At 45.7% G+C, this 22504-nt stretch carries 12 protein-coding genes and 1 tRNA gene; 9 read left to right on the top strand and 4 right to left on the bottom strand.

Annotation, left to right across the window (positions count from 1 at the left end; translation table 11 throughout):
• Positions 1–48: 48 nt before the first annotated feature.
• The gene (locus H8K32_RS07910) at positions 49–2823 is read right to left on the bottom strand and encodes a TonB-dependent receptor domain-containing protein (RefSeq protein WP_186911944.1); all 2775 of its coding nucleotides are present in this window, start codon (positions 2821–2823) and stop codon (positions 49–51) included.
• 1656 nt (positions 2824–4479) lie between these two features.
• Entirely contained in the window at positions 4480–5022 is a 543-nt protein-coding gene (locus H8K32_RS07915; RefSeq protein WP_186911945.1) for a c-type cytochrome, read from the bottom strand.
• 410 nt (positions 5023–5432) lie between these two features.
• On the opposite strand from H8K32_RS07915, the gene H8K32_RS07920 reads away from it, so the two are divergent.
• From H8K32_RS07920 to H8K32_RS07935, 4 genes are all read left to right on the top strand, one after another.
• Positions 5433–5507 (top strand) — tRNA-Arg (locus H8K32_RS07920).
• 301 nt (positions 5508–5808) lie between these two features.
• Positions 5809–8586, top strand: coding sequence for a M16 family metallopeptidase (locus tag H8K32_RS07925; RefSeq protein ID WP_186911946.1), 2778 nt, complete (start codon positions 5809–5811; stop codon positions 8584–8586).
• Positions 8587–9126: 540 nt separating this feature from the next.
• Positions 9127–9927, top strand: a complete 801-nt coding sequence (locus H8K32_RS07930) for a substrate-binding periplasmic protein (RefSeq protein ID WP_186911947.1) — start codon at positions 9127–9129, stop codon at positions 9925–9927.
• Between the two features lie 120 nt (positions 9928–10047).
• Positions 10048–10809, top strand: a complete 762-nt coding sequence (locus tag H8K32_RS07935) for a substrate-binding periplasmic protein (RefSeq protein ID WP_186911948.1) — start codon at positions 10048–10050, stop codon at positions 10807–10809.
• A 60-nt stretch (positions 10810–10869) separates the two neighbouring features.
• On the opposite strand, the gene dinB is transcribed toward H8K32_RS07935, so the two are convergent.
• Positions 10870–11922, bottom strand: coding sequence for a DNA polymerase IV (dinB, locus tag H8K32_RS07940; RefSeq protein ID WP_186911949.1), 1053 nt, complete (start codon positions 11920–11922; stop codon positions 10870–10872).
• A 152-nt stretch (positions 11923–12074) separates the two neighbouring features.
• On the opposite strand from dinB, the gene H8K32_RS07945 reads away from it, so the two are divergent.
• Entirely contained in the window at positions 12075–12542 is a 468-nt protein-coding gene (locus H8K32_RS07945) for a thioredoxin family protein (protein WP_186911950.1), read from the top strand.
• 201 nt (positions 12543–12743) lie between these two features.
• Complete coding sequence (locus tag H8K32_RS07950) at positions 12744–15122, top strand: PAS domain-containing sensor histidine kinase (protein WP_186911951.1); 2379 nt, start codon at positions 12744–12746, stop codon at positions 15120–15122.
• A 31-nt stretch (positions 15123–15153) separates the two neighbouring features.
• Here H8K32_RS07950 and H8K32_RS07955 read toward each other — a convergent pair whose 3' ends face one another.
• Entirely contained in the window at positions 15154–16194 is a 1041-nt protein-coding gene (locus H8K32_RS07955; protein WP_186911952.1) for a helix-turn-helix transcriptional regulator, read from the bottom strand.
• A gap of 308 nt (positions 16195–16502) precedes the next feature.
• On the opposite strand from H8K32_RS07955, the gene H8K32_RS07960 reads away from it, so the two are divergent.
• The 3 genes from H8K32_RS07960 to H8K32_RS07970 all read left to right on the top strand — a co-directional run bounded on the left by H8K32_RS07960 (position 16503) and on the right by H8K32_RS07970 (position 22090).
• Complete coding sequence (locus H8K32_RS07960; RefSeq protein WP_186911953.1) at positions 16503–18104, top strand: GMC family oxidoreductase; 1602 nt, start codon at positions 16503–16505, stop codon at positions 18102–18104.
• Between the two features lie 323 nt (positions 18105–18427).
• A complete protein-coding gene (locus H8K32_RS07965) occupies positions 18428–19252 on the top strand; it encodes a D-hexose-6-phosphate mutarotase (RefSeq protein WP_186911954.1) in 825 nt (274 codons plus the stop codon).
• A 69-nt stretch (positions 19253–19321) separates the two neighbouring features.
• Positions 19322–22090 (top strand): M16 family metallopeptidase, encoded by a 2769-nt coding sequence (locus H8K32_RS07970; protein WP_186911955.1) that lies wholly within the window; start codon positions 19322–19324, stop codon positions 22088–22090.
• Positions 22091–22504: the final 414 nt, after the last annotated feature.

Raw genomic sequence — 22504 nt, forward strand, 5'->3', positions numbered from 1 at the left:
CCGGGAAAACTTCTCCCGGTTTTTTTACATTCTAATTTAAGTTAAAAATTAGAATTTGTAGTTCGCAGTGACATAGCCAAAACGACCGTGTGGATCATAGTACGAAGGATCGTAACCAGATTGGAAGTACTGACCGCCTGTAATTGCCGTTGGTGGCATTTTATTCAAGAAATTCTTCATACCAACACGGATCGTTGTATTTTTCAAACCTGTATAAGTTCCTTGTAAATCCCAAGTTTGGAAGGCGCTAACAGGAATGGCTGTCGTGATAGGACTGAAACCTTGAGGAACGTTATCATCATATCCAGATTGATAATTTTGTGTCACGGTTAAGCCATACGCACCATTCGACCAGTCGAAGTTCAACTGATGTTTCCATTTGAAAATAATACCGCCGTTAGTAACCGCATTCAATACGTTACCATCAGCGTCAACAGTTTTTCCTACGCTTGGCTGTACGGTACCATCAGGCAAGGTAACCTCGAAACCACGTGTATAAGTACCATTTAAACGCATGCCGAAAGTACCATATTCTGGTGATTTCAACACCTTCCACTTAAGGTCAATGTCAACCCCATCAGTTTTCTCTCTACCGGCGTTCAGATTTAATAAAGTAATTTGTGAAATATTGCCTGACGCATCACGTGTTACCAATCCTGTGTAGGCTGGATTACCAGCAGCAGCACCTTTAACAACAGCTTGAGCACCGTATGAAGTGATCAAATTGCGGATGTTAATATTCCAGTAATCAACGGCAACGTTCAGATCTTTAGTTATATCAGCAACGATACCGAGAGAAAATTGCTTAGACTTTTCTGGCAACAGATTTAAATTGCCACCGGTCAATTGATTAAATTGGCCTTTGATTTTAGCAACTGGATCTGTAAAAGTTACCGTATTACTAAATGCTTGTGGGGTGTACAGCTCAGGCAATGCTGGTTGGCGGTAACCTGTACCATACGATGCACGTAACAGAACTTGAGAAATAGGGTGATAACTCAGACTGATTTTTGGGTTCGTAGAGGTTGCATCAGGGTATCTATCCGTCCGAGCAGCCAAACTTGCGTCTAAATTCTTGAGAAGTGGTACAGACAATTCACCGAATACAGAGGCAGAATGACGGCTTACATTAAATGGCAGAACCTGGTTACCATAGCCAGAGATGTCGCCAGTTTGATAAGCTGCACTTGGATTGTAATTCATGTTCTCGTTGCGCCATGAGAACCCTGCTGCACCCTGTGCCATACCTGCTGGCATTTTAAACAAATCGCCGGAAATTTTACCATCCAGAGAGTCGGTACCTAAACTAGAATCCAACATATTACCGTTGTAGTTCAGGGCAGCAATTTGTGCTGCCAATGCCGGAGTCTGGGTTTTTGTGAACGGATTAAATGCTGGGTTGTTACTCAGCAATTGAGCCATTTTGAATTGTTGCTGATAACCGCCCAGAGTCGCTTCAGATACAGTGCTCGAATTGTGTGTGTAAGCGATATCGTAGTCGTAATTCTGGAAAATCGTACCACGTAAGCCAGTTACAAAATGAATCTGATTTGAAGTGTCTGAGTGAACACGACCACCGCCGTCAAACGCACGATAGCTGACAGAAACCGGACCTGAAATACCCAATCCAGCTAAATACGAAGTTGGATAGTAAGGACTAGTTGGAGATAAAATAATCCCTGGGTAAACATTGTTCTTAACAAACAGTGTATCCGGATACAAGAATGCGGAAGAATAAGGTGATGCTTGTTCCGTCACTGTCGTTACCGCATGGGCAAAGAACCCATCAATGAAGAACTCATGATCATCTGACAGTTTGAAGCGGAAATTTGCACCTAAATTTGTACGATCCACATCTGGAACCAATGGAACCAGTGGTGAAGGATTATAACGGCAAGTAGCTTCCGCAACGTTCCATGAACTACCATTCTGTGCACATGTGTTGCCTGCTAAGCCACCAACTGCAAGTGGATTATCCTGGCTTACCCCAGTATTAATACTGTAAGGAGGAATAGTGTTAGGAGCTGGGGAACCTGGAATCGTATTGATGCGACCGCTAGGTGTTGCGCTTGTGTCCCACAACCCATTCACGTCATCCCAGGAATGCTGCGCGTAAGAACGCTGAGAGCCGTAGATGGCTTTTTCTTTTGAGGCATCTAGAGACACAGTAATGTTATAGCGATCTTTTTCAAAATCACCAAAGCCCGCAACGATACCTGCTTTTGAACTTTGACCACCGCCGTCCGAGGTTCCGCCGAAAGTGCCCGTCAATTCTATGCCAGAGAAATTCTTGCGGGTAATGAAGTTGATAACACCGCCGATAGCATCTGAACCGTACACGCCAGAAGCGCCATCTTTCAAGATTTCGACATGATCAATCATCGAAACTGGAATTGAATTGATATCAACTGTCGTACCATCAGATGCATAATTTGCAACGCGACGACCATTAACCAAAATCAATGTTTTATTTGCACCCAAAGCGCGCAAACTTGCAGAGGCTAAACCGTAGGTAGTTGAACCAGTACCTTGAGCAGTTGTAGTACCGCCTACAGCACTATTAATCGACAAGGTATTCAACAGTTGCTCTGTTGATGTCGCGCCAGTTTTTAAAATGTCTTCGTGTGTAACTACTTGAACCGGCAACGCACCTTCTTTTTCTGCACGTTTAATACTTGATCCAGTAATTTCAACGCGTTGTACTGCTTGTGCGTTTGTGCCAGGTGTTGCTTCTTGCGCAACGGCCACTTGACCTATTGCAGCAAATGCAACACCGCCAACGAACATCAGACGAACTGACTTCGCTAAAATTTTTTCAACCATAAAGAACTCCTCCTAAGTTTTTTGAATTTACGCTTGCACGTATCCAGCTTTTGTACTGAAATAAAATCTTCATATATACAGAAAATTTAAACAAACATTTCCTCAGATACTCCTGAATCAAATCTTTGGTTCACCAAGATATGTGACCAAATTATGAAAAAATATTTATGCGCTATAGGAACATTTTGAACAAATACATGTCAAGTGGGTCTTTTTTTTTTATTCAAAAAAACCACACTGATCTCATCTGGCAAGCGCTTTTTTTGTCACAAAATGGCGCGATTTTTTCTAAATTTATGTACATCTGAAATAATTCCGCAGCGCGATTTAGGCTCTCAGATTAAGGAAAAATCTTTTCATTCCAAATAATCTTCATAATAACTCTCACATCAAATCGATTTTGTTAATGATTTACACTGTTCATCGAATTTGTTGTGGGCTCACGTATAAAACTATGTTACATAGTTACGCACCAGATTTGTGCAAAGTCTACAACATCAGAAGGGTGAAAAAAATTGACAAAAAAAAGATTGCTTTTTCAATTGGATGTTGAGGGGATATTTTGTCGCTAAATTGCAACGAGAAAATATTGCCGATATGCATTAATGATCGCTAACTCGAAGAAGAACAGCATTTCTTTTGGTAGTGGTAAAAAAAGACGCTGAGAATTTCTCAACGCCTTTTATGATGCTTTTTATGCAATTAATGATATTTATAGGACTTACACAAGTCGCATACGAATCCCTTTGATAATTCCGTGTGCATTAGCACTATCCTTCCGTCGCACTAATTCAATATTGTTTGTGTTACTTTTAGCAATAATAGTGTCATCAAATAACAGATATTCATCCGAACTCATGACAGCCTGTGAACCCACATTATCCTAGACCGATTGTGGTGTCAGATGCTCGTGCAAGTACATTCGGTTAATGGCATCATGACTCATGATTTCTGTATGGTCAGCAAATTGGTCAGCTTATGATTTACTGGCGTCACAAGCAGATATCGGCAATAACCAAGGCGTCTCGGGCTTTGTTTCATTCCCTCCAAAATACCTAATTTCTTTAAATTATGGGTTTACATCAACTTGTAAACGTTTGTAACTGCGCAAGTCCCATTTAAAAAAGACAAATTGCCAATAATCAGGTGCTTACATACGGTCATTTAAGAAGTTTTAATCTACTGAATATGATTGCCAAAACGCAAACAATGCGGGCTAATGCGACATTAGCGTTCGCCGAATCACCAATTTTTTGTGTGTATAAACTAACGTTTAATGATACTTTGTAATGATATTTGTTGGTTTTTTGTACTCTTTTAGAAAATTTATTTGTAGAAACACCCGATCAGCAACTTTTTGCAGGTAAGTCAAAAATTGGGCACAACGACAAAGAAAAAACGCAATGTCTCAGTTGTCATTGTTAGCTACTGGAATTCAATAAAATTTTTTAGGTGTATCTGATCAACTTTGATGCTGTTAAGGATTGAAGCCTCTTGTGCGAATGTGCGATTCAGAATCTGCCATTCAGACCCATGGCACACTTAAACGAAAAAAAGCTGAGGCTCCTCATGGGAGACTCAGCTTTTTTTCTTTGTTGCCCTTGGCTATATCATCAGAATTACTTCAGAGTTTTGCCTGATGAAAGTAGATTTCTATTATTTCGCTGGAGCCTCGGCCGAGGCCGCTGCCACTTTTACTTCTGGTTCCGTAAACTGTCCACCACTTGCGTTTGCCATATGAACGACGGCGCGGGCGACTTCTACGTCGTCTAGATCTGGGTTGCCGCCTTTGGCTGGCATGGCGCGAATACCTTCAACGGCATGTTTCAACAAGGTGTCATACCCTTGTGCAAGGCGAGGTCCCCAAGAGCCGGCATCTGCAAATTTCGGTGCACCTGCAGCACCAGTGCTATGGCAAGCGGAACAAACCATTTTGTAGACGGCTTCGCCAGACTGCAATTGTTTAGGGCCGCTAGTGTCTTTGAATGTGAAACCTTCATCAGCAACAGGTTGAATACGTGCTGCAACAGCTTCGGCGGTCAAGGCAGAAGAACCAGCGCCGACCTTTTTATCGTTGGAAACGTATTGCACTAACAAAACAATCGCAATAATTGGAACCAAAAATCCTGCGAGAACTGCGGCGATGAGTTGTTTAGGTGTTTTTATCACTGATTCGTGTTCGTCGTGCGCGTCGCTCATGGTTTCCTCTTTGCAAATGAAATGGTCATCCCGGTTGCTTGCCAGTGATACAAATCAACTGACACCAAAGTTTTGGATTATAGAACCAAAAGATCAAGCTTTGCGGATAAAAGCATGGTTTGTCTGATTTGCATCAGTGAATTTTATTGTGCAAGACGGTAACAAGAGCCGGGATCGCCTGTCAGGATGCAATTTTGCATCGACATTCAACAATGAAAGTCAGACTTTTTTCCAGTTCAGGGTAACTTATTGAATTCGGTTGATCTTTTTTTGCGAGTCTTCCGCTATTAACAAGATCCAAAACGTCAAAAGTCCGCTTAGTTTCGCTAAATATTAAAAATATTGTGTTAGGTGCAATGCAAAATCGCTCTTAAACGGATACAATTGCGATCCTCAGAAGTGAGTACAACGCGACCGTCTTCCAACGGATAGGATACGAGTTTCCGAAGCTCGCAATACAGGTTCGATTCCTGTCGGTCGCACCAGTTGCATTACTTTTGATTCCCAAGCGCAAGTTACTTGCCACGCTGCTCTGCTCCCAAGTTTTCATTCGATACATGCTTAAGTCCAATGTCGCTGGCGCGATTTTGCACAAGTCCCATCATTTTAGTTGCTTCCACAATATCGCTTTGTGTCTGCTACACTCTTCCTGCTTGTTGTTATTAAATAATTTTAATTTTTAAATACTACCAACTTTACTTCGGTGTAAAACGCTCAATGGTCGCGTTGCGTGGGCATAGCATCCGGGTACATATGGTCAATATCTCAACTTCAAAAAGGTGTTCTATGACGTCTTCTCGTTTCTCGCTATCCGCTGTCAGTTTATCTTTGGCATTTGCTTTTGGTGGATTAATGCATGTACCTGCCATCGCAGCGGAGTCTGCACCTCCGGCGGCAGCTAACGCAAAATTACCGGCTGGCATACAGTTTGTACGAAACGTCGAAGGCATCAATGAGTATGTGCTACCGAATGGTTTAAAAGTATTGTTGGTACCAGATGCGAGCAAACCAAGCACCACCGTCAACATCACCTATCGTGTTGGTTCACGCTATGAGAACTATGGTGAAACCGGGATGGCGCATTTGTTAGAGCATTTGATGTTTAAAGGTAGCAAGCAACATCCGCGTTTGTGGGAAGAAATGTCGCAGCGCGGTGTGCAGTTTAACGGCACGACTTCCTATGACCGCACAAACTACTACGAAACCTTTGCGGCAAAACCAGAAACCCTGAAATGGGCGCTTTCCATGGAAGCGGATCGCATGGTGAATTCACGAATTTCTGGTGAGGACCTGAAAACAGAATTCTCGGTGGTCAGAAATGAAATGGAAAAAAACGAAAACTCGTCTATAGGCATGCTGATGCAGCGTGTCACTTCCAGCGCGTATCAATGGCATAACTATGGCAAAGATACGATAGGTGCACGCACTGACGTAGAAAATGTCAATATCCCTCATTTGCAAGCATTTTGGCGTAAATACTATCAGCCAGACAATGCAACGCTGACCGTTGCAGGCGCGTTTGATGCAAACCAGGTATTGCAATTAGTGGTCCAATATTTTGGTAAAATTCCACGCCCCAAACGCGTAATTGAACCAACCTACACTCTTGATCCGACACAAGATGGTGAACGTGATGTGACCGTGCGCCGCGTTGGCGAATCACCTGCCGTAGTGGCGATGTATCACACGATGCCTGCCGCGGATCCTGATTACGCAGCGACTGAGGCACTCGCCTTAATCCTCGCAGACAGCCCAAATGGCCGCTTGTACAAAGCCTTGGTAGAAGCGAAGAAAACCGTTGACGTCTTCCCTTATGCAGCCAATCTGGATGAGCCAGGTTTCTTACTGATAGGCGCAAATCTGCGTTCTGACCAGGATACTGCCGAAGCCAAGAAGATCATGGTCAGTACGATCGAGGGCTTTGCTCAACAACCGGTAACCGAAGAAGAATTAGCCCGCGCTAAAGCAAAGCTGAATTCGGATCTGGCACAGATATTTAATGACCCTGAAAAATTCGCGGTGGCTTTGTCAGACAACATCGCTTCCGGCGACTGGCGTTTATTCTTGTTGTTCCGCGATCGCGTCAATGCGCTGACCGTCGCCGACGTCCAAAGGGTTGCCACAACCTGGCTCAAAACCAGCAATCGCACGACTGGTAGCTTTATTCCTGAAGCAAAACCAGAGCGTGTACCAGCGCCAGCCAAGGTCAACGTGACAGAACAAATCAAAACCTTCAAACCTGGTGTAGCAATTGCTCAGGCCGAAGTCTTTGATAGCTCGACTGCCAACATCGATAAACGTACTCAGATTGGTTCACTCGACAATGGCCTGAAATATGCGTTGTTGCCGAAAACTACACGTGGCAATACGGTCGTCATGGCAATGAACCTATATCTGGGTGATGCACAAAGCCTTAAAGATCAAGCACTGAATGCTGAATTGGCAGCGGCAATGCTTAATCGTGGAACTGAAAAACTCAGCCATCAGGCATTTACTGAAGAACTCGATAAACTCAAAGCCAAGTTGCAAATTACGGGTGGTGCCGGTAATGTCAGCGTGACACTGGAAACTGTACGTGACAACTTGCCACGCGTGTTGGAATTGGTGCACGATGCCTTGCGTCAACCCGCGTTCAATGAAACGGAATTCACCCAACTGGTGAACGCACAATTGGCGCAACTGGAAGAATCCAGTAAAGATCCGCAGGCATTGGCTATTGATGCGGTACGTCAGGCGAACAATAGCTGGCCAGCTGGTGACCCGCGTCGTTATCAAAGTATCGCTGAAAAAATCGCAGGTTTAAAGAATGCTAAGTTGGCGGATGTTCGCGCGTTCTGGAAGGATTTCTATGGCATTAATCAAGCAAATCAGGCGCAAGTTGCCGTGGTGGGAGAGTTTGATGCGAATGCGCTTAAAGGCCAACTAGCATCTGCGTTTGGTGCATGGAAAGCTGGTCACGATTTCCAACGCCTGAACAAGGTGTACAACGCGACTCAAGGCAAAGATCAACGCATTGCGACGCCAGACAAAGCAAACGCATTTTTCTTTGCCAATATGAGCGTACCAACCAGCGCGCAAAGTCCTGATTATCCAGCCTTAGTCATGGCAAACTATCTGCTCGGTGGCAACGTAAATTCGCGAATATTTAACCGTATCCGTCAAAAAGATGGGATCAGCTATGGTGGTGGCTCCTCGTATTCTGCAGCGTATCTTGACGAGGTAAGCAGTTTCTCCGCCTATGCTATCTACGCTCCGCAAAATCGCGAAAAGCTAGAAACCGGTATGCGTGAAGAGATCAACAAAGCAGTCAGGGACGGCTTCACAGCAGCAGAATTAGAAGATGGCAAAAAGAGCTATTTGCAAGAACGTCAGCTAGAACGTAGTCAGGACAATCTGTTAGCTCAAAATCTCGCCAGTAACTTGTTCTTGGGATTAAATATGCAACATGATACTGAACTCGAGAAAAAAATATCGGCGCTCACCGTGTCCGATCTCAAAACAGCAATGCAAAAGTATCTGGCTTACGAAAAAATGGTACGTGTTTTTTCAGGTGATTTTAAGTAAGCACGTGTTCAATGCATAAAAAAAGGGTGTCGGATATTAATTGAATCGATTATTCCGACACGAGTTTGGCCTTGCTACTATTTCGGGCGAGGCCATTTTTTTACAGCTTCTCTCGCAGAACTGTGTCCTCGTCTTCGCGGAGGATGACCAAGTGCCGATTTGTTGCATGCCATACCAGTCATCCAACCGCCAAGCTGCAATGAGTCATTCCCGTGCAGGTGAGCATGTGGTGGCGCATTAGCCCCTTGATGCCGGATAGCAGCACAGCCGAAATGAAACAAAGTCGTTGGCATGCTGTTGCTTTATATAAAATGAAATAGGCTTGTACTGTTCTTTCATCCTGCCTTTGTTGTTCTCAAGGTACATTTTTAATCTTAGTCTGGCTTATATTATCTATCGGCAATGCTCATGATCACATGTGACATTATTGCTTTGAATTAACATCATGGAGATAAGAGAACCCCTAGGTTATAAAAAAGCAGAGCCGGAAGCAAATTCTGGCGTGCCTTCTCACTGACTACCCAGCTGTCGAAAAAATTTATGCGTGGATTTCCCACATTATTGAATGCAATATTCGTGGCGGTCATATTGACTTCGCTGCCTATCACTGCTGCCTCAGCGCCAGTAGACCGTCTGCGTCTGGCCTCTCTGGACTGGTCTCCTTATGTTAGTCCATCATTACCTGACGAGGGATTCGTTGCGGCGATAGTGAAAGCAGCGGCGCAAAAAAGTCAGTCAGAGGTCAGTATTGATTATTTTCCATGGAGCCGCACGGTACAAGTTGGTTTAAACGATGCGGACTATGCCGGATATTTTCCGGCGTTTTATTTGAAGGAGCGCGAGAAAAGCTGCTATTTCTCAAACACTTTGGGTAATAGCACGGTGGGTTTTGCATCGCTAAAAAATAAACTCTTTGATTGGCAAACCTTACAAGATTTGCAGTTTTATTATATTGGTGTGGTACAAGACTACGCGAACGGCGAAGAATTCGACGCGCTGGTCAAACAACGTATCATACGGACGGACACCGCCCCCTCAGACATCAGCAACGTCAGAAAACTACTTGCTGGTCGCGTTGATGTGATTGTGATCGACAAAAACGTGTTGCGTCAGTTGCTCATTACGGACAACAGCCTGAGCAAAGACAAACTGAATATTGTCTTTCACGCTAAAGAATTGACCAATTTTTCTATGCATATTTGCTTCCAGCATACAGCTCGTGGCTTGCGTTTACAGAAAATTTTCAATGCAGGTTTAAATACACTCAATATCAAACAACTCGAAAACCAGTATTTTTTGCAATTACAGCCAGGCGTTGTATCCAAGAGCACAGCGCATTGAGTATTTTATCTAAGTCAAACTCAACTTCTATCTTCTCTCATAGGAAGCCGGTCGAGAAGCAATTTTTGCTGGATACATTTTTGTCATATTCTATTCATTCATCGTGTGTAGAATCAGCGCATGAGTTTTTATGTTTCTCGCCTTATTTGTCAACGAATTATCATCGTCTGCGCGTTTGCGCTAGCTGCATGCAGCGCTTTTGCTACTGAATTGACAGTCGTCACGGAAGAATTACCACCACTGAATTACGAGGATCACGGCGTCGCCACCGGCTATTCAACTGAGCTTATTGAGGCGGTCTTGCGAGAAGCGAAGATCAAATCGACGGTCAATATTTTGCCCTGGGCACGCGCTTATCAAATGGCGACAACGCAGCCTAATACGCTGATTTTTTCGACCACCCGTAATGCTGATCGCGAGGAGTTATTTGAATGGATAGGCCCTATTAGTTCAAGACAGATCTACTTATACAAACTCAAAAGTCGCACAGACATTGAAGTCAAAACTGTCGCTGATAGCTTTCATTACAAAATTGGTCTGGTTCGCGAAATGGCATCCGCGAAAACGTTTTTAAAAAATAATAATGTGCCGGACACTGCAATAGACTATGCACCGACTGCAGAATCAAATCTAAAAAAATTATTAGTCGGCAGAATCGATCTGATCATTTCCCTGGATTGGAGCGCGGCATATCAAATGAAAAAAGAAAAACGCAACCCCAATGAGCTAGAACCTATGCTGGTGTTAGATGATAAAAGTAGCTATTACTTCGCACTGAACAAGCAAAGCGATCCGGTTCTGGTAAGAAAAATCCGTAAAGCGTTTGAAAAAGTGAAGCAATCCGGATTAATGGACAGACTCAGAAATAAATACATGCATTGACAAAGGTACCGTCCGGCTACTTCAATGAATATCAGGCTCTTTTTGCTACACAGCTTGTCGTCAAAACAAAGTTAATTGCCCGCTGCTCCCCTTATCAATCTCAGCTAGCCTGACCCCGAGTCCCAACAACCTCACCGGTAAATGCCGTCGAGCAAAGCCGGTTTCTAATAAGTGACCATAGACCTCCTGGCTCATGTTTTTACCCACACACTCCACCGTGGTGACACGAAAATCTGAAAAACGTATTTTGACGAAAAGTTTATGAATATGAGGGATAGCACCCGCCCTGTCCGCGCGCCGTTCAAGCGAAGTATATAACTCCGGCATTTCTGCCACACAGGCTGCGAGGTCAGGTAAATCGTTGGTATAAGTTTCTTCAACGCTGACCGATTTACGTTCGGAACTGGTGTCCACTTCACGCAAATCGATACCACGACAAAGCTGGTATAAGTTGTTTCCAAGCTTACCAAAATGCAAAGTTAAATCAGCTAATGACCATGTAAGCAAGTCCTTACATTCATTAATTCCCATGCTGTGTAACTTTGCAGTGGTGACCTTTCCCACACCAAATAAGCGCTTAACAGGTAAAACGGCGACAAAATCCTGTACCTGATCGGGCAAGATCACAAACATGCCATCCGGCTTATTCCAGTCACTGGCAATTTTGGCGAGAAATTTATTTAGAGCAACCCCAGCTGAAGCTGTTATACCTACTGTATCGGCGATGCGAGCACGAATTTCTTGGGCAATGAGCGTTGCGCTGCCATGGTGGTGTGAGGATTGACTGACATCCAGATACGCCTCATCGAGTGACAAAGGTTCAACAGCATCAGTGTAATCGCGGTAGATCGCCAAAATTTGACGTGAAGCAATGCGATATTTTTCCATCGCTGGCGGCAATATCACCAGATCCGGACAACGGCGTAATGCCTGCGACATTGGCATTGCAGAGTGAATACCAAAGCGTCGCGCTTCATAATTACAAGTTGCCACTACCCCGCGCTGATCCGGCCGTCCTCCAACGGCCAAAGGACGACCACGAAGAGACGGATCATCCCGCATCTCTATTGATGCGTAGAAACAATCACAGTCGCAATGGATGATTTTTTTCAACTCGGAGAATCAGGCATAAAAGGAATGCCCTATTTTAGCCTAAATTATGCAAATTACTGTATATAAAATCAGTATTTGTGATTGCATGTCCAATGACAAACCAACTGATTTACGTCACTATTGAGTTATTCTTCTCTTTTTAGATTTTGATCATGAAAAAAATTCTCTCTTTACTTGCTAGTTTTGCTCTGAGTTTGAGTTTAAATATTGCGCATGCTGACATCGCCCATCCTTACGATGAAACAGCAGATGCACCAGCGATGGTTACCAAAGCGCTGGCAGAAGCCAAAACAGCAAAAAAAGATGTATTGGTTATTTTTGGTGCCAACTGGTGCAAAGATTGCCTGGAATTAAGTAAATCTATGCAAGGTCAAAGCGCAGCCTTAATCGCCAGCAAATTTGTGGTCGTCAAAGTCGATGTTGGCCAATTCGATAAAAATCAGGATCTGGCCAATAGCTATGGCAACCCGATCAAAAAGGGCATTCCTGCCGCGGTGGTGTTAAAACCAGACAATACCGTCCTGTATGCGTCGAAAGGTGGTGAATTATCGAATGCGCGACGAATGAGCGAACAAGGTGTTTATGATTTTTTTAATCAGATTGTCACTCAACGTCAATGAGATTTTTATTATAAAATAGCAAAGTAATCATGTAACAAGGCTGGCAGACAAAAAGCATAGTTTGTTTGTTTGTCAGTCAGCATTTTCCCTCAAGTTTAAGCAGTACCGACGATCTTTGTAACGCCACACGAAGCTTGCATTACAGGCACTAGACTGCAAACTTAGTGTTCCCTTTTATCAGTAAACTGTGCGGGCAAGGCTATGACTGGAAAATCAAACCTGATCGCGATCGACTCCTCCATGCCGTCCTTACCGCCGCAGGATGAGTTGGAAAAAAGTCATACCTTGCTGAGTAACTTCTCGCGCTTTTTGCCGGGTATGTTTTTTCAGTTCCAACGCTATTCCGAACATCAATTTTCCTTCAAGTACGTCAGCGCAGCCGTTGAGCAATTGTTTGAGATAACAGCAGAACAGTTAATCAATGACGCCAGTATTTTGTATCGAAAAATACATCCTGATGATTTAGCGTATTTAATCATCGGCATACGCCGTTCCGCAGCAGAACTCACCATCTGGCATCATGAATATCGTGTTTTACGCACTGACGGCGGCGAACGTTGGTTAGCCGGTGATGCGACACCAGAGAAGCAGGCCGATGGCAGCGTGTTATGGCATGGTTTCATCAGCGACAATACCGAACGCAAACTCACGGAACAAAAATTACTCGCTGCCGAACAACAGATGCGGCTGGTAATGAAAGCCTCGAATCAGGGCTTGTACGATATCAATTTACAGTCGGGTAAAAGTACCTTCAGTCCGGAATATTTGCAAATGCTTGGTTACTCAGCAGAGGATTTTCCTGACTCTTCGCAATTTTGGAATTATTTCTGGTCTGATGGCGTACATAAAGATGATGTGGCAAATCTCAGAAAAGCGTATCAAAAACATTTTGCCTCGCGAGGAACAATTGATTACCACGCAGAATTCCGACAAAAAAATAAAGCCGGCGAATGGCGCTGGATTATGTCGATCGGGGCGGTAGTCGAATGGGATACTAACCAACGCGCAGTGCGCATGGTCGGCACGCATATTGATATCACTGAACGTAAGCGCATTGAAGAAGAATTGATGCTGAATCAGGAACTCCTCAATGCCAGCAAAAATCGCTACAAAGAATTAGCCAGAGAACTAGAAATTCTGATCGCCAATGCGCCGGTGGGCATCATGTTCGTCAGTAATGATGTGATTGTCAGGGCCAATCAGGCCTTGGCCGAGCTTTGTCGCTTTCCCGATGCGCAATCGATGATAGGCGTCAAAACTTCTTTCTTATATCAACATCTGGATGACTATGAAGCCTTTGGCGATGCGGTCATTCCCAAATTACTCGCCGATGAATTAGTTGAAATCGAATGGCGCTTGCATCGCAATAACGGTGAAGCATTTTTTGCACGGGTCGCTGGTCGCGCTTTGTCCTCAGAGACCTACCACAAGGGTACGGTCTGGATGATCGAAGACATCACCGAACAACGACGCACACTCGATGCATTGCGTGACAGCGAAGGTCGCTTGCAACGTCTGATGAATTCAAGCTTGATCGGTATCGTGCATGGCAATCAACGGAAGCGCCTATTGGACGTGAACCAAGTTTTCTGCCAGCTGTGCGGCTATACGCGAGAACAAATTATCGGTGAGAGCTATTTCTGGCGTGAGCTGATGTCAGAATCTGATCAATACATTTGTATGCAAGCGTATAACGAACTTCAAACGACTGGTACCACTTCGTCGTTTGAGATCATGCTCAGGCATGCGGATGGTCGCTCTATTCCTGTTTTGGTTGGTGTCAATCATCTGGAAAACTCCCAGCAAGAATGGGTAGCGTTCACTATGGACATCAGCGACCGTCTGCGCATGCATCAACTCAAAACCGAATTTATTTCCGTGGTCAGCCATGAACTACGTACGCCACTCACATCGATACGTGGCTCACTAGGCTTGCTAGAGTCCGGAGTGGCCGGTACCTTATCCGACGCTGCTCAACAATTGGTACGTATTGCTAACGCCAACAGTAAGCGCCTGATTGGTCTGGTCAATGACATCCTCGATATGGATAAACTCGCCAATGGTAAAATGAGCATCAAATCCGAACCCGTCGATCTGGTCGCTCTGTTATATCAGGCAATAGAAGCAAATACCGCCTACGCCACCAATTTGCACGTCTCGTTAGTGGCAGATGTACGCCTGATTCCTGATTCGACGACCGATACACCACACGCGTGGTGCCTTGGTGACAGTGACCGCTTAATGCAAGTCATCACCAACCTGATTTCGAATGCCGCCAAATTCTCTCCGGAAGACGCAGAAGTCAATATCCGGTTGTTCCAGTCCAACCATGTTTATCGGATGGAAATTTGCGATCATGGCCCAGGGATACCATTAGAATTTCAGGCGCATATTTTTGAACCCTTTACGCAGGCTGACAGCACTAATACGCGACAACAAGGCGGAACCGGTCTTGGTTTATCGATTGCAAAGACTTTGATAGAAAAAATGCGCGGTGAGATCTTCTTCGTCAGTTGTCCTGAACACGGCACGACTTTCTGGTTTGATTTACCAATTTATGATCCGGTAAAATCGGCTTAAACTTGAGTGGGTGCAACCCGCACGGTGCTCACTATACTTCAGTCTTGAATGTACTTAGCTTACGTGATTGATGAAATTCGCCAGGGCTAAGATTAGTCCAGCGTTTGAATGCACGCCTGAAGCTGCGGGCATCAGAATAGCCGAGTTGCTCAGCAATAAGTTCCTGACTCAGATCTGTTTGCAATAAGCGTTTGGCACGATCTATCCGGATGTTTTCGATAATCTGAAAATACGACATTCCTTCCCGCGCCAGCAAGCGTTGTAAAGAACGTGGGCTGGTTCCCAAGGCCTGTGCCATTTGATCAACATTATGTAGTTCACAATGCTGATTAACCAAGGTTCTTAACAAACTTTGCCGTCCCAGTGCGCCGACAGCTGCCAGCTCTTGTTCGCAAGCAGCTCCGGCCTCTTGCACGATCTTCAGATCGGGGGATTTTAAGGGTATTTGCAATATGTCATTGGTGATTAAAACACGACTGACATCAGCGCCGGTAACGACAGTACAAGCAAACATCTGCTCATACAAAGCCAAACTGATTTTTGTCATGCCACGTAATTCGACCTGGTGTAAGCGAAATGCTGGCCCACACAATTCGCGCGCGGCGTTGACGGCGGTGAGTAAATGATCGACCGCTAAAAAGTCCTGCAATTCAACGTCGTCAAACAACGCATGCGCAATCAAGGCTGAATACGGACTACCCGCTTCAAATTGCAAATGCACCATAGAACCAGCAATTAACTGATATTTGAGACCAAATTGCAAAGCATCCAAGATGGTTGGCTGCGCCAGCATGCCACGTGCCATCTGCCCTAATTGTGGTAGTGATTTTCGTGCCCCCGACCAGATACAAATCTCATCACCGGCATGATGTCGTGCTTGCAGCAAGCCTTCGCGCGCCTGTAAATAACTAATCCGGCCGCCCTTTTGCTGTTGAAATTCGGGAAATAAGTCAGGACCATGCCAGTTTTTCTCACGCGCAATCGCCAGCAAACCCGTGAACGGATGCGCCGGAAAAATTGCATCTTGCACCGATAACAACGGTGCAATGGTGTCGGAAACCTTGACTGACATTGTTTAAAATTATTTATTTCATCATTGATCTTCACGCGTTGTCTTGCACAAACAACGTGGCAGCAAATGTCCTTACTTTATCTGAACGGGCGTACTAATATCTTTCTTGCGCTGAAGTGAAACAATCTTGCTAGCGTTAGTATATTTGCGCAAGTCGTAGTTGTTACCGTACATGGTAAAGCGTGATTCAGCAACACTGCACTGCAACATAAAAAGAAGCCGGAGCAAGATTGCGCGTGATTTGGTTCATACCAAAAAACACCTCGACAATCCTGCATCCGTCTTCACCATAAAAATACGGAGACTCTATGAATCAAAACAGTGACTACATCGTGGTCGGTGGTGGTGCCGGTGGTTGTGCGGTCGCCGGACGCCTGACTGAAGATCCCAGTATCAGTGTGACGGTGCTCGAAGCCGGTGGCGGTGGTGACAGTTGGGTGGTCAATGCACCGATCGGTGTTGTCGCGATGTTGCCAACCAAGCTCAATAACTGGGCTTTTGAAACAGTCCCACAACCAGGCTTAAACGGACGACGTGGATATCAGCCACGCGGCAAGATGCTGGGTGGCTCGTCCGGCATCAATGCCATGGTGTATATCCGTGGCCATAAAGTCGACTACGATCACTGGGCAGCGTTAGGCAATACTGGCTGGTCGTATGATGATGTACTGCCCTACTTTAAACATTCTGAAAACAATGAAACCCATGGGGGGAAATTTCACGGTCAGGATGGCCCTTTACGCGTCAGTGAATTGCGCAGCGATAATCCGTTCCCGCATTTGTATGTGGAAGCAGGAAAGCAAGCAGGATTCCCGGTAAACACCGATTTCAATGGCGCGGAACAAGAAGGTGTCGGCATCTATCAGGTCACGCAATATCAAGGTGAACGTTGGACTGCGGCACGTGGCTATTTGCATCCGCATATGGGTAAGCGCACTAACCTCAGAGTAGAAACCGGTTGTCAGGTCACGAAAATTTTGTTTGAAGGAAAGCGTGCTATTGGTGTGCAAATGATGCAAAACGGCACACTCAAAACACTGCGCGCCAATCGTGAAATTTTACTGGCTGCAGGCGCTTTCCAAAGCCCGCAGTTATTGATGCTGTCTGGTGTTGGCGACGCTAAAGCCTTACAGGCATTAGGAATTCCGGTTATCCATCACTTACCTGGCGTCGGCAAGAATTTACAGGATCATCCGGATTTCGTTTTCAAATACAGGGCAAAGAGTTTAGATCTGTTGGGTATTTCGGCGGGTGGTAGTATTCGCATGATGCGGGAGTTCAGCCGCTATCAAAGTCAACGTCGTGGCATGCTATCGTCAAATGGTGCGGAGGGCGGTGGCTTCTTAAAAACCGATGCCAGCATGGCAGCACCCGATATTCAATTGCACTTTGTCGTCGCCATGCTGGACGATCATGCACGCAAGCTCCATCTGGGTCACGGTTACTCCTGCCACATGTGTTTATTGCGCCCTAAGAGTATAGGCGAAGTGACACTGGCGACGCCCGATCCACTGGCTGCACCCTTGATCAATCCGCGCTTCCTCGAACATCCGGACGATATGGAAAGCATGGTCAAAGGCTTTAAGCTAACGCGCAAAATCATGGATGCGCCAGCCTTGGCAAATGCGCGTAGCAGCGATTTCCAGACTGCCAATGTGCATACCGATGACGATATTCGTGCCGTTATACGCGCCACCAGTGACACGGTGTATCACCCGATTGGTACCTGCAAAATGGGCGTGGATGCGATGGCGGTGGTTGATCCTGCCCTGAAAGTGATAGGGCTGGAAGGATTGCGTGTGGTCGATGCCTCGATTATGCCAACCCTGATCGGTGGCAATACCAATGCACCAACCATGATGATAGGAGAAAAAGCAGCAGACATGATTAAGGCAGAGTTACGCCAGTAGCCAATAAAATTTGAGCGCTCAAACCTTTGAGCCATCGCTGCGCTTGTAAACGTCGCGGTGGCTACCCTATAAGCCGGCGTATGACCCGTTACCAATATCTCGCTGTAGTGCGCCACAGCAAGGCAAATTTGCTTGTTTCTTTCATGCGCCTTCAGCCTTTAACAAGGTCTATTATGCGCTTAGAAAAATACACCGCAGCACCAAAGTAAGTTGATCAACTTTCAGCAAAAAAACATCTCATTTACATTGCAAAAAACGCCACGAAGTTTCTGAGCTGGCATAGAATAGATCTCCTTTATATGAAGTGAACGGGATACGATTTCATGGATTTTTTGACCCTGACTGCGCGCGATGGCGCGACGGTGAGTATTTGCCATCAAGGTGCACATGTCTGTTCGTGGATACCAGCTGGCGGCACAGAACAACTTTTCTTAAGCAAAAAATCAGAGTACCAGGAAGGTGTGGCAATCCGCGGCGGAATTCCAGTCATTTTTCCGCAATTTGCCAGCATGGGTACCCTACCTAAACACGGTTTTGCCCGCACCGCTGAATGGAAGTTGCTACAGCAACAGCAAACGGAAGATGGTGCAGCACAAGCAATTTTTTACCTGAAAGAAAATATTGCTCGCCTGACGATCTGGCCGCATGTATTCAATGCACAATTGGCTGTCAGTGTGCACGACAATAGTTTGCAGGTCGCTTTATCGATACAAAATACCGGTGACACCACCTTTAGCTTTACTTCTGCCCTGCACACCTATCTGGCCGTCAACGATATCCGTGAAGCGCGTCTGCGCGGTCTGCAAGGAGCACTTTATCGCGACAGTCTGACTGGCAAGAGCCATTGCGAAGAAACTGCAGAACTGTTGCACATTGAGGGTGAAACCGATCGTATTTACGCCAATGTTTCAGACCAGCTGTGCCTGCAACAAGCGCATCAACATCTACATATTCACACCACGGGTTTTACTGATGCAGTGGTGTGGAACCCGGGACCACAAGCGGCACTCAAACTCAGCGATATGGAGCTTGATGGAGACCAGCGTATGCTTTGCGTCGAGGCAGCGAACATTATGCGCCCCATTTCACTGGCTCCCGGGGAAATCTGGACAGGTAGCCAGAGTTTTATGGTTACGCAGATTGAATGACTGTTAGTTTATTGTTTTGTTCTTACGTTGCCACTTTTTAAATTACCTTTGATCATTTTCAGGAATACTATGCCTACCCATTCTGTTCGCCAATCAGGAATCTCGGTGTCACTCAAACCAGTATTACGCGCTTTAGTACTCGGCGGCGCCATTTTGTTCACGGCTCCTGCGGCTTTTTCTGACACACTGCCTAAAGGCATCACTCAGGTGACCAGCGTTGAAGGTATCACTGAATATCGCTTACCGAACGGCTTGCGCGTTTTGTTAATGCCAGATGCCACTAAGCCGACGGTGACAGTCAATGTGACTTATTTGGTCGGTTCACGTCAGGAAAATTACGGCGAAACCGGTATGGCGCATTTGCTGGAACACATGATGTTCAAAGGCACGCCTAAAAATCCTAAGATCACTGAAGAATTCAACAAGCGCGGTATGCGTATGAACGGCACGACCTCATTAGATCGTACCAATTACTATGAATTATTCCAGGCCGATGACAGCAATCTGGAATGGGCGTTGTCGATGGAAGCCGATCGCATGGTCAATTCCAATATTGCCCGCAAGGACCTCGATACCGAAATGACTGTGGTGCGTAACGAATACGAACGCGGTGAAAACTCACCTGGTAGCGTATTGATGAAACGCATGCAAAGCGTAGCTTACGATTGGCATAACTACGGCAACTCTACCATCGGCAATCGTAGTGATATTGAAAACGTCAAAATCGAAAATCTGCAAGCCTTTTATCATCAATACTATCAACCGGACAATGCGGTATTGCTGGTCGCCGGTAAATTTGATCAGACCAAAGTTTTGCAATGGATTAATAACTCGTTTGGCAAAATTCCTAAGCCAAAGCGTAGCTTGCCAGTATTCTGGACGGTAGAGCCAACCCAGGATGGTGAACGTAGTTTCATGGTGCGCCGTGCAGGTGATATTCAAATCGTGATGATTGCTTACAAAGTACCAGCTAATCTGCATACCGATCGCGATGCCATGAGCTTTGCCAGCGACATCCTGACCAACGCCCCACATGGTCGTTTGCATAAGCAACTGGTAGAAACCGGCAAAGTTGTACAAGTATTTGCAACAGAGGTTGGACGTGTAGAACCTGGTCTTGTCATTATCGGTGCGGCAGTCAAAAAAGGGGATTCAGTCGATGCCGCTAAAGACGCCTTACTGGCGGGGATTGAAGATTTCAAAAATAATCCGCCAAGCAAGGAAGAAATCGATCGCGTCAAACGTGATAACGCCAATAGTTTTGAAAAAATGCTCAACAACCATGAGTCGATTGGTATCAGTATGTCTGAATATATCGCCATGGGTGACTGGCGCTATTTATTCAAAGACCGTGATGATGCCGACAAAATGACGTCAGAAGAAGTCGCCGCAGCAGTTAAACATTACATGGTGCGGGACAACCGCACGGTAGGTATGTTCATCCCGGAAGATAAGCCGCAACGCGCTGAGGTACCGGCAGCACCAGGCATTGCTGAAGTGATGAAAGACTTCAAACCTAAGGCCGCGAAACTCGAAGGTGAAGCCTTTGATCCAGCACCAGCCAACATCGACAAACGCACAGAAATTAGTCAGATCGGCAATCTGCAAGTCGCTCTTTTACCTAAAAAGAATCGTGGTGAAACGGTGAATGTCTCAATCTCTTTGCATTGGGGCGATGAAAAAAGTTTGTTTGGCAAGAGCACAGTCAGCGGTATGGCAAGTAGTTTGCTCGCCGCAGGTACCAGCAAATATAGCCGTGCCGACATCGACGATCAGATGTCTAAGCTGAAAATGAGCGGTGGCTTGTTCTCTTACCAGACGACCAAAGAAAATCTGGCCGCCTCACTGGCGCTGGTCGCACATGTGATGCGCGATGCCACTTATCCAGAAAGTGAATTCACGCAATTGCGCGATCAGACCCTGGTTGGGCTGGAAGCTTCACGTAATGAACCTGGTGCAATTGTCGGACGCGAAATGGCGCAGTATTTCAATGTCTATCCACAAGGCGACTTCCGTGCGCCTAAAACGCTGGATCAGTCTTTGGCAGATGTGCGTAGTGTCAAATTGGATGACATTAAAGCCTTCCACAACGACTTTTACGGCGTGTCTAAGGGGGAATTGTCTATCGTTGGCGATATGGACGTAACAGCGACCAAAGCAGCCATCAACAGCGCGTTTGGCGACTGGGCGAGCAAAGCGCCATACACCCGTATGGTCAGCCAACGTGCTGATCCGGCACCGGTGCGTAAAACTTTCAACACACCGGACAAAGAAAGTGGAGTGTATGCCAGCGCGATGACTTTGAGCTTACGTGAGGATGACGAAGCGTTTGCGGCCTTGCGTGTCGCTAACTACATCTTTGGCGGTGGCGCTGGTTTGAACTCACGCCTGATGGAGCGCATCCGTCAAAAAGAAGGCCTGTCATACGGTGTAGGCTCTAATCTGTCTGCGGGTGAGATTGATCCGGTAGGTAGTTTCAGCATCAGCGGCACAGCAGCACCACAAAATCTGGCGCGCGTTGAAGTAGCGATTAAAGAAGAATTAGCCCGTGCGCTGAAAGATGGCTTCACTGCCGACGAACTCGCCAAAGCAAAATCCGGCTTGTTACAACAACGCGTGCAATCCCGCACGAACGACGGCAGCGTGGCTGGCGGCTGGAATAGCAATTTATTCCTGAAACGCAGCTGGGCATGGTCACAAGCCATGGATAACAAAATCAAGGCACTGACGGTGGAGCAAGTGAATGAGGCATTCCGTCGTTACATTGATCCGGCAAAGATGAGTGTGTTCATTGCTTACGATGAAGCCAAAGCGAAAGCCGCCGCACCGTCAAAATAAGGCATTAAAAATAAAACCTTAGCAGGGATTGGCGGACTGCACCCGCCAATCCCACTCAGCCTGCGAACTACCCCTACTAACTAGTCAGACCTGCAATTTCCTTGCGACCCGCATGAATACTAGGAGGTTGTATCGCAGTAAGGTAGAACAAGCACATAAAGGGTTCTGTTGCAATCGCGAGTCCAAGGCCACCAAATCAGCTCAAACAGCACTCACTGAAACTTAGTTTTTTTTGTCACAACTTACATCACCTCATCTGAATCATATTTAATCAGCATTTTTCTATAAATCATCATTGCAGGTATTTGACTTTATATCTTTCATATTCTTGATCTTGTTCAGATTGGGAACTCGAAGCAATTGGAGGATTTTTTTGCCACCACCACGTTATTATTGCAGCTATTACTAAGCCAG

The sequence above is a fragment of the Cognatundibacterium jejuense genome, assembly GCF_014284255.1.
GTDB classification, from domain to species: Bacteria; Pseudomonadota; Gammaproteobacteria; order Burkholderiales; family Burkholderiaceae_D; genus Undibacterium; species Undibacterium jejuense.

Coding starts and splice junctions, on each gene's coding strand:
- H8K32_RS07955 (WP_186911952.1), bottom strand. CDS start 16,194: ATGTCAGTCAAGGTTTCCGACACCATTGCACCGTTGTTATCGGTGCAA.
- H8K32_RS07965 (WP_186911954.1), top strand. CDS start 18,428: ATGGATTTTTTGACCCTGACTGCGCGCGATGGCGCGACGGTGAGTATT.
- H8K32_RS07945 (WP_186911950.1), top strand. CDS start 12,075: ATGAAAAAAATTCTCTCTTTACTTGCTAGTTTTGCTCTGAGTTTGAGT.
- H8K32_RS07930 (WP_186911947.1), top strand. CDS start 9,127: ATGCGTGGATTTCCCACATTATTGAATGCAATATTCGTGGCGGTCATA.
- H8K32_RS07960 (WP_186911953.1), top strand. CDS start 16,503: ATGAATCAAAACAGTGACTACATCGTGGTCGGTGGTGGTGCCGGTGGT.
- H8K32_RS07970 (WP_186911955.1), top strand. CDS start 19,322: ATGCCTACCCATTCTGTTCGCCAATCAGGAATCTCGGTGTCACTCAAA.
- H8K32_RS07950 (WP_186911951.1), top strand. CDS start 12,744: ATGACTGGAAAATCAAACCTGATCGCGATCGACTCCTCCATGCCGTCC.
- H8K32_RS07910 (WP_186911944.1), bottom strand. CDS start 2,823: ATGGTTGAAAAAATTTTAGCGAAGTCAGTTCGTCTGATGTTCGTTGGC.
- H8K32_RS07915 (WP_186911945.1), bottom strand. CDS start 5,022: ATGAGCGACGCGCACGACGAACACGAATCAGTGATAAAAACACCTAAA.
- H8K32_RS07935 (WP_186911948.1), top strand. CDS start 10,048: ATGAGTTTTTATGTTTCTCGCCTTATTTGTCAACGAATTATCATCGTC.
- H8K32_RS07925 (WP_186911946.1), top strand. CDS start 5,809: ATGACGTCTTCTCGTTTCTCGCTATCCGCTGTCAGTTTATCTTTGGCA.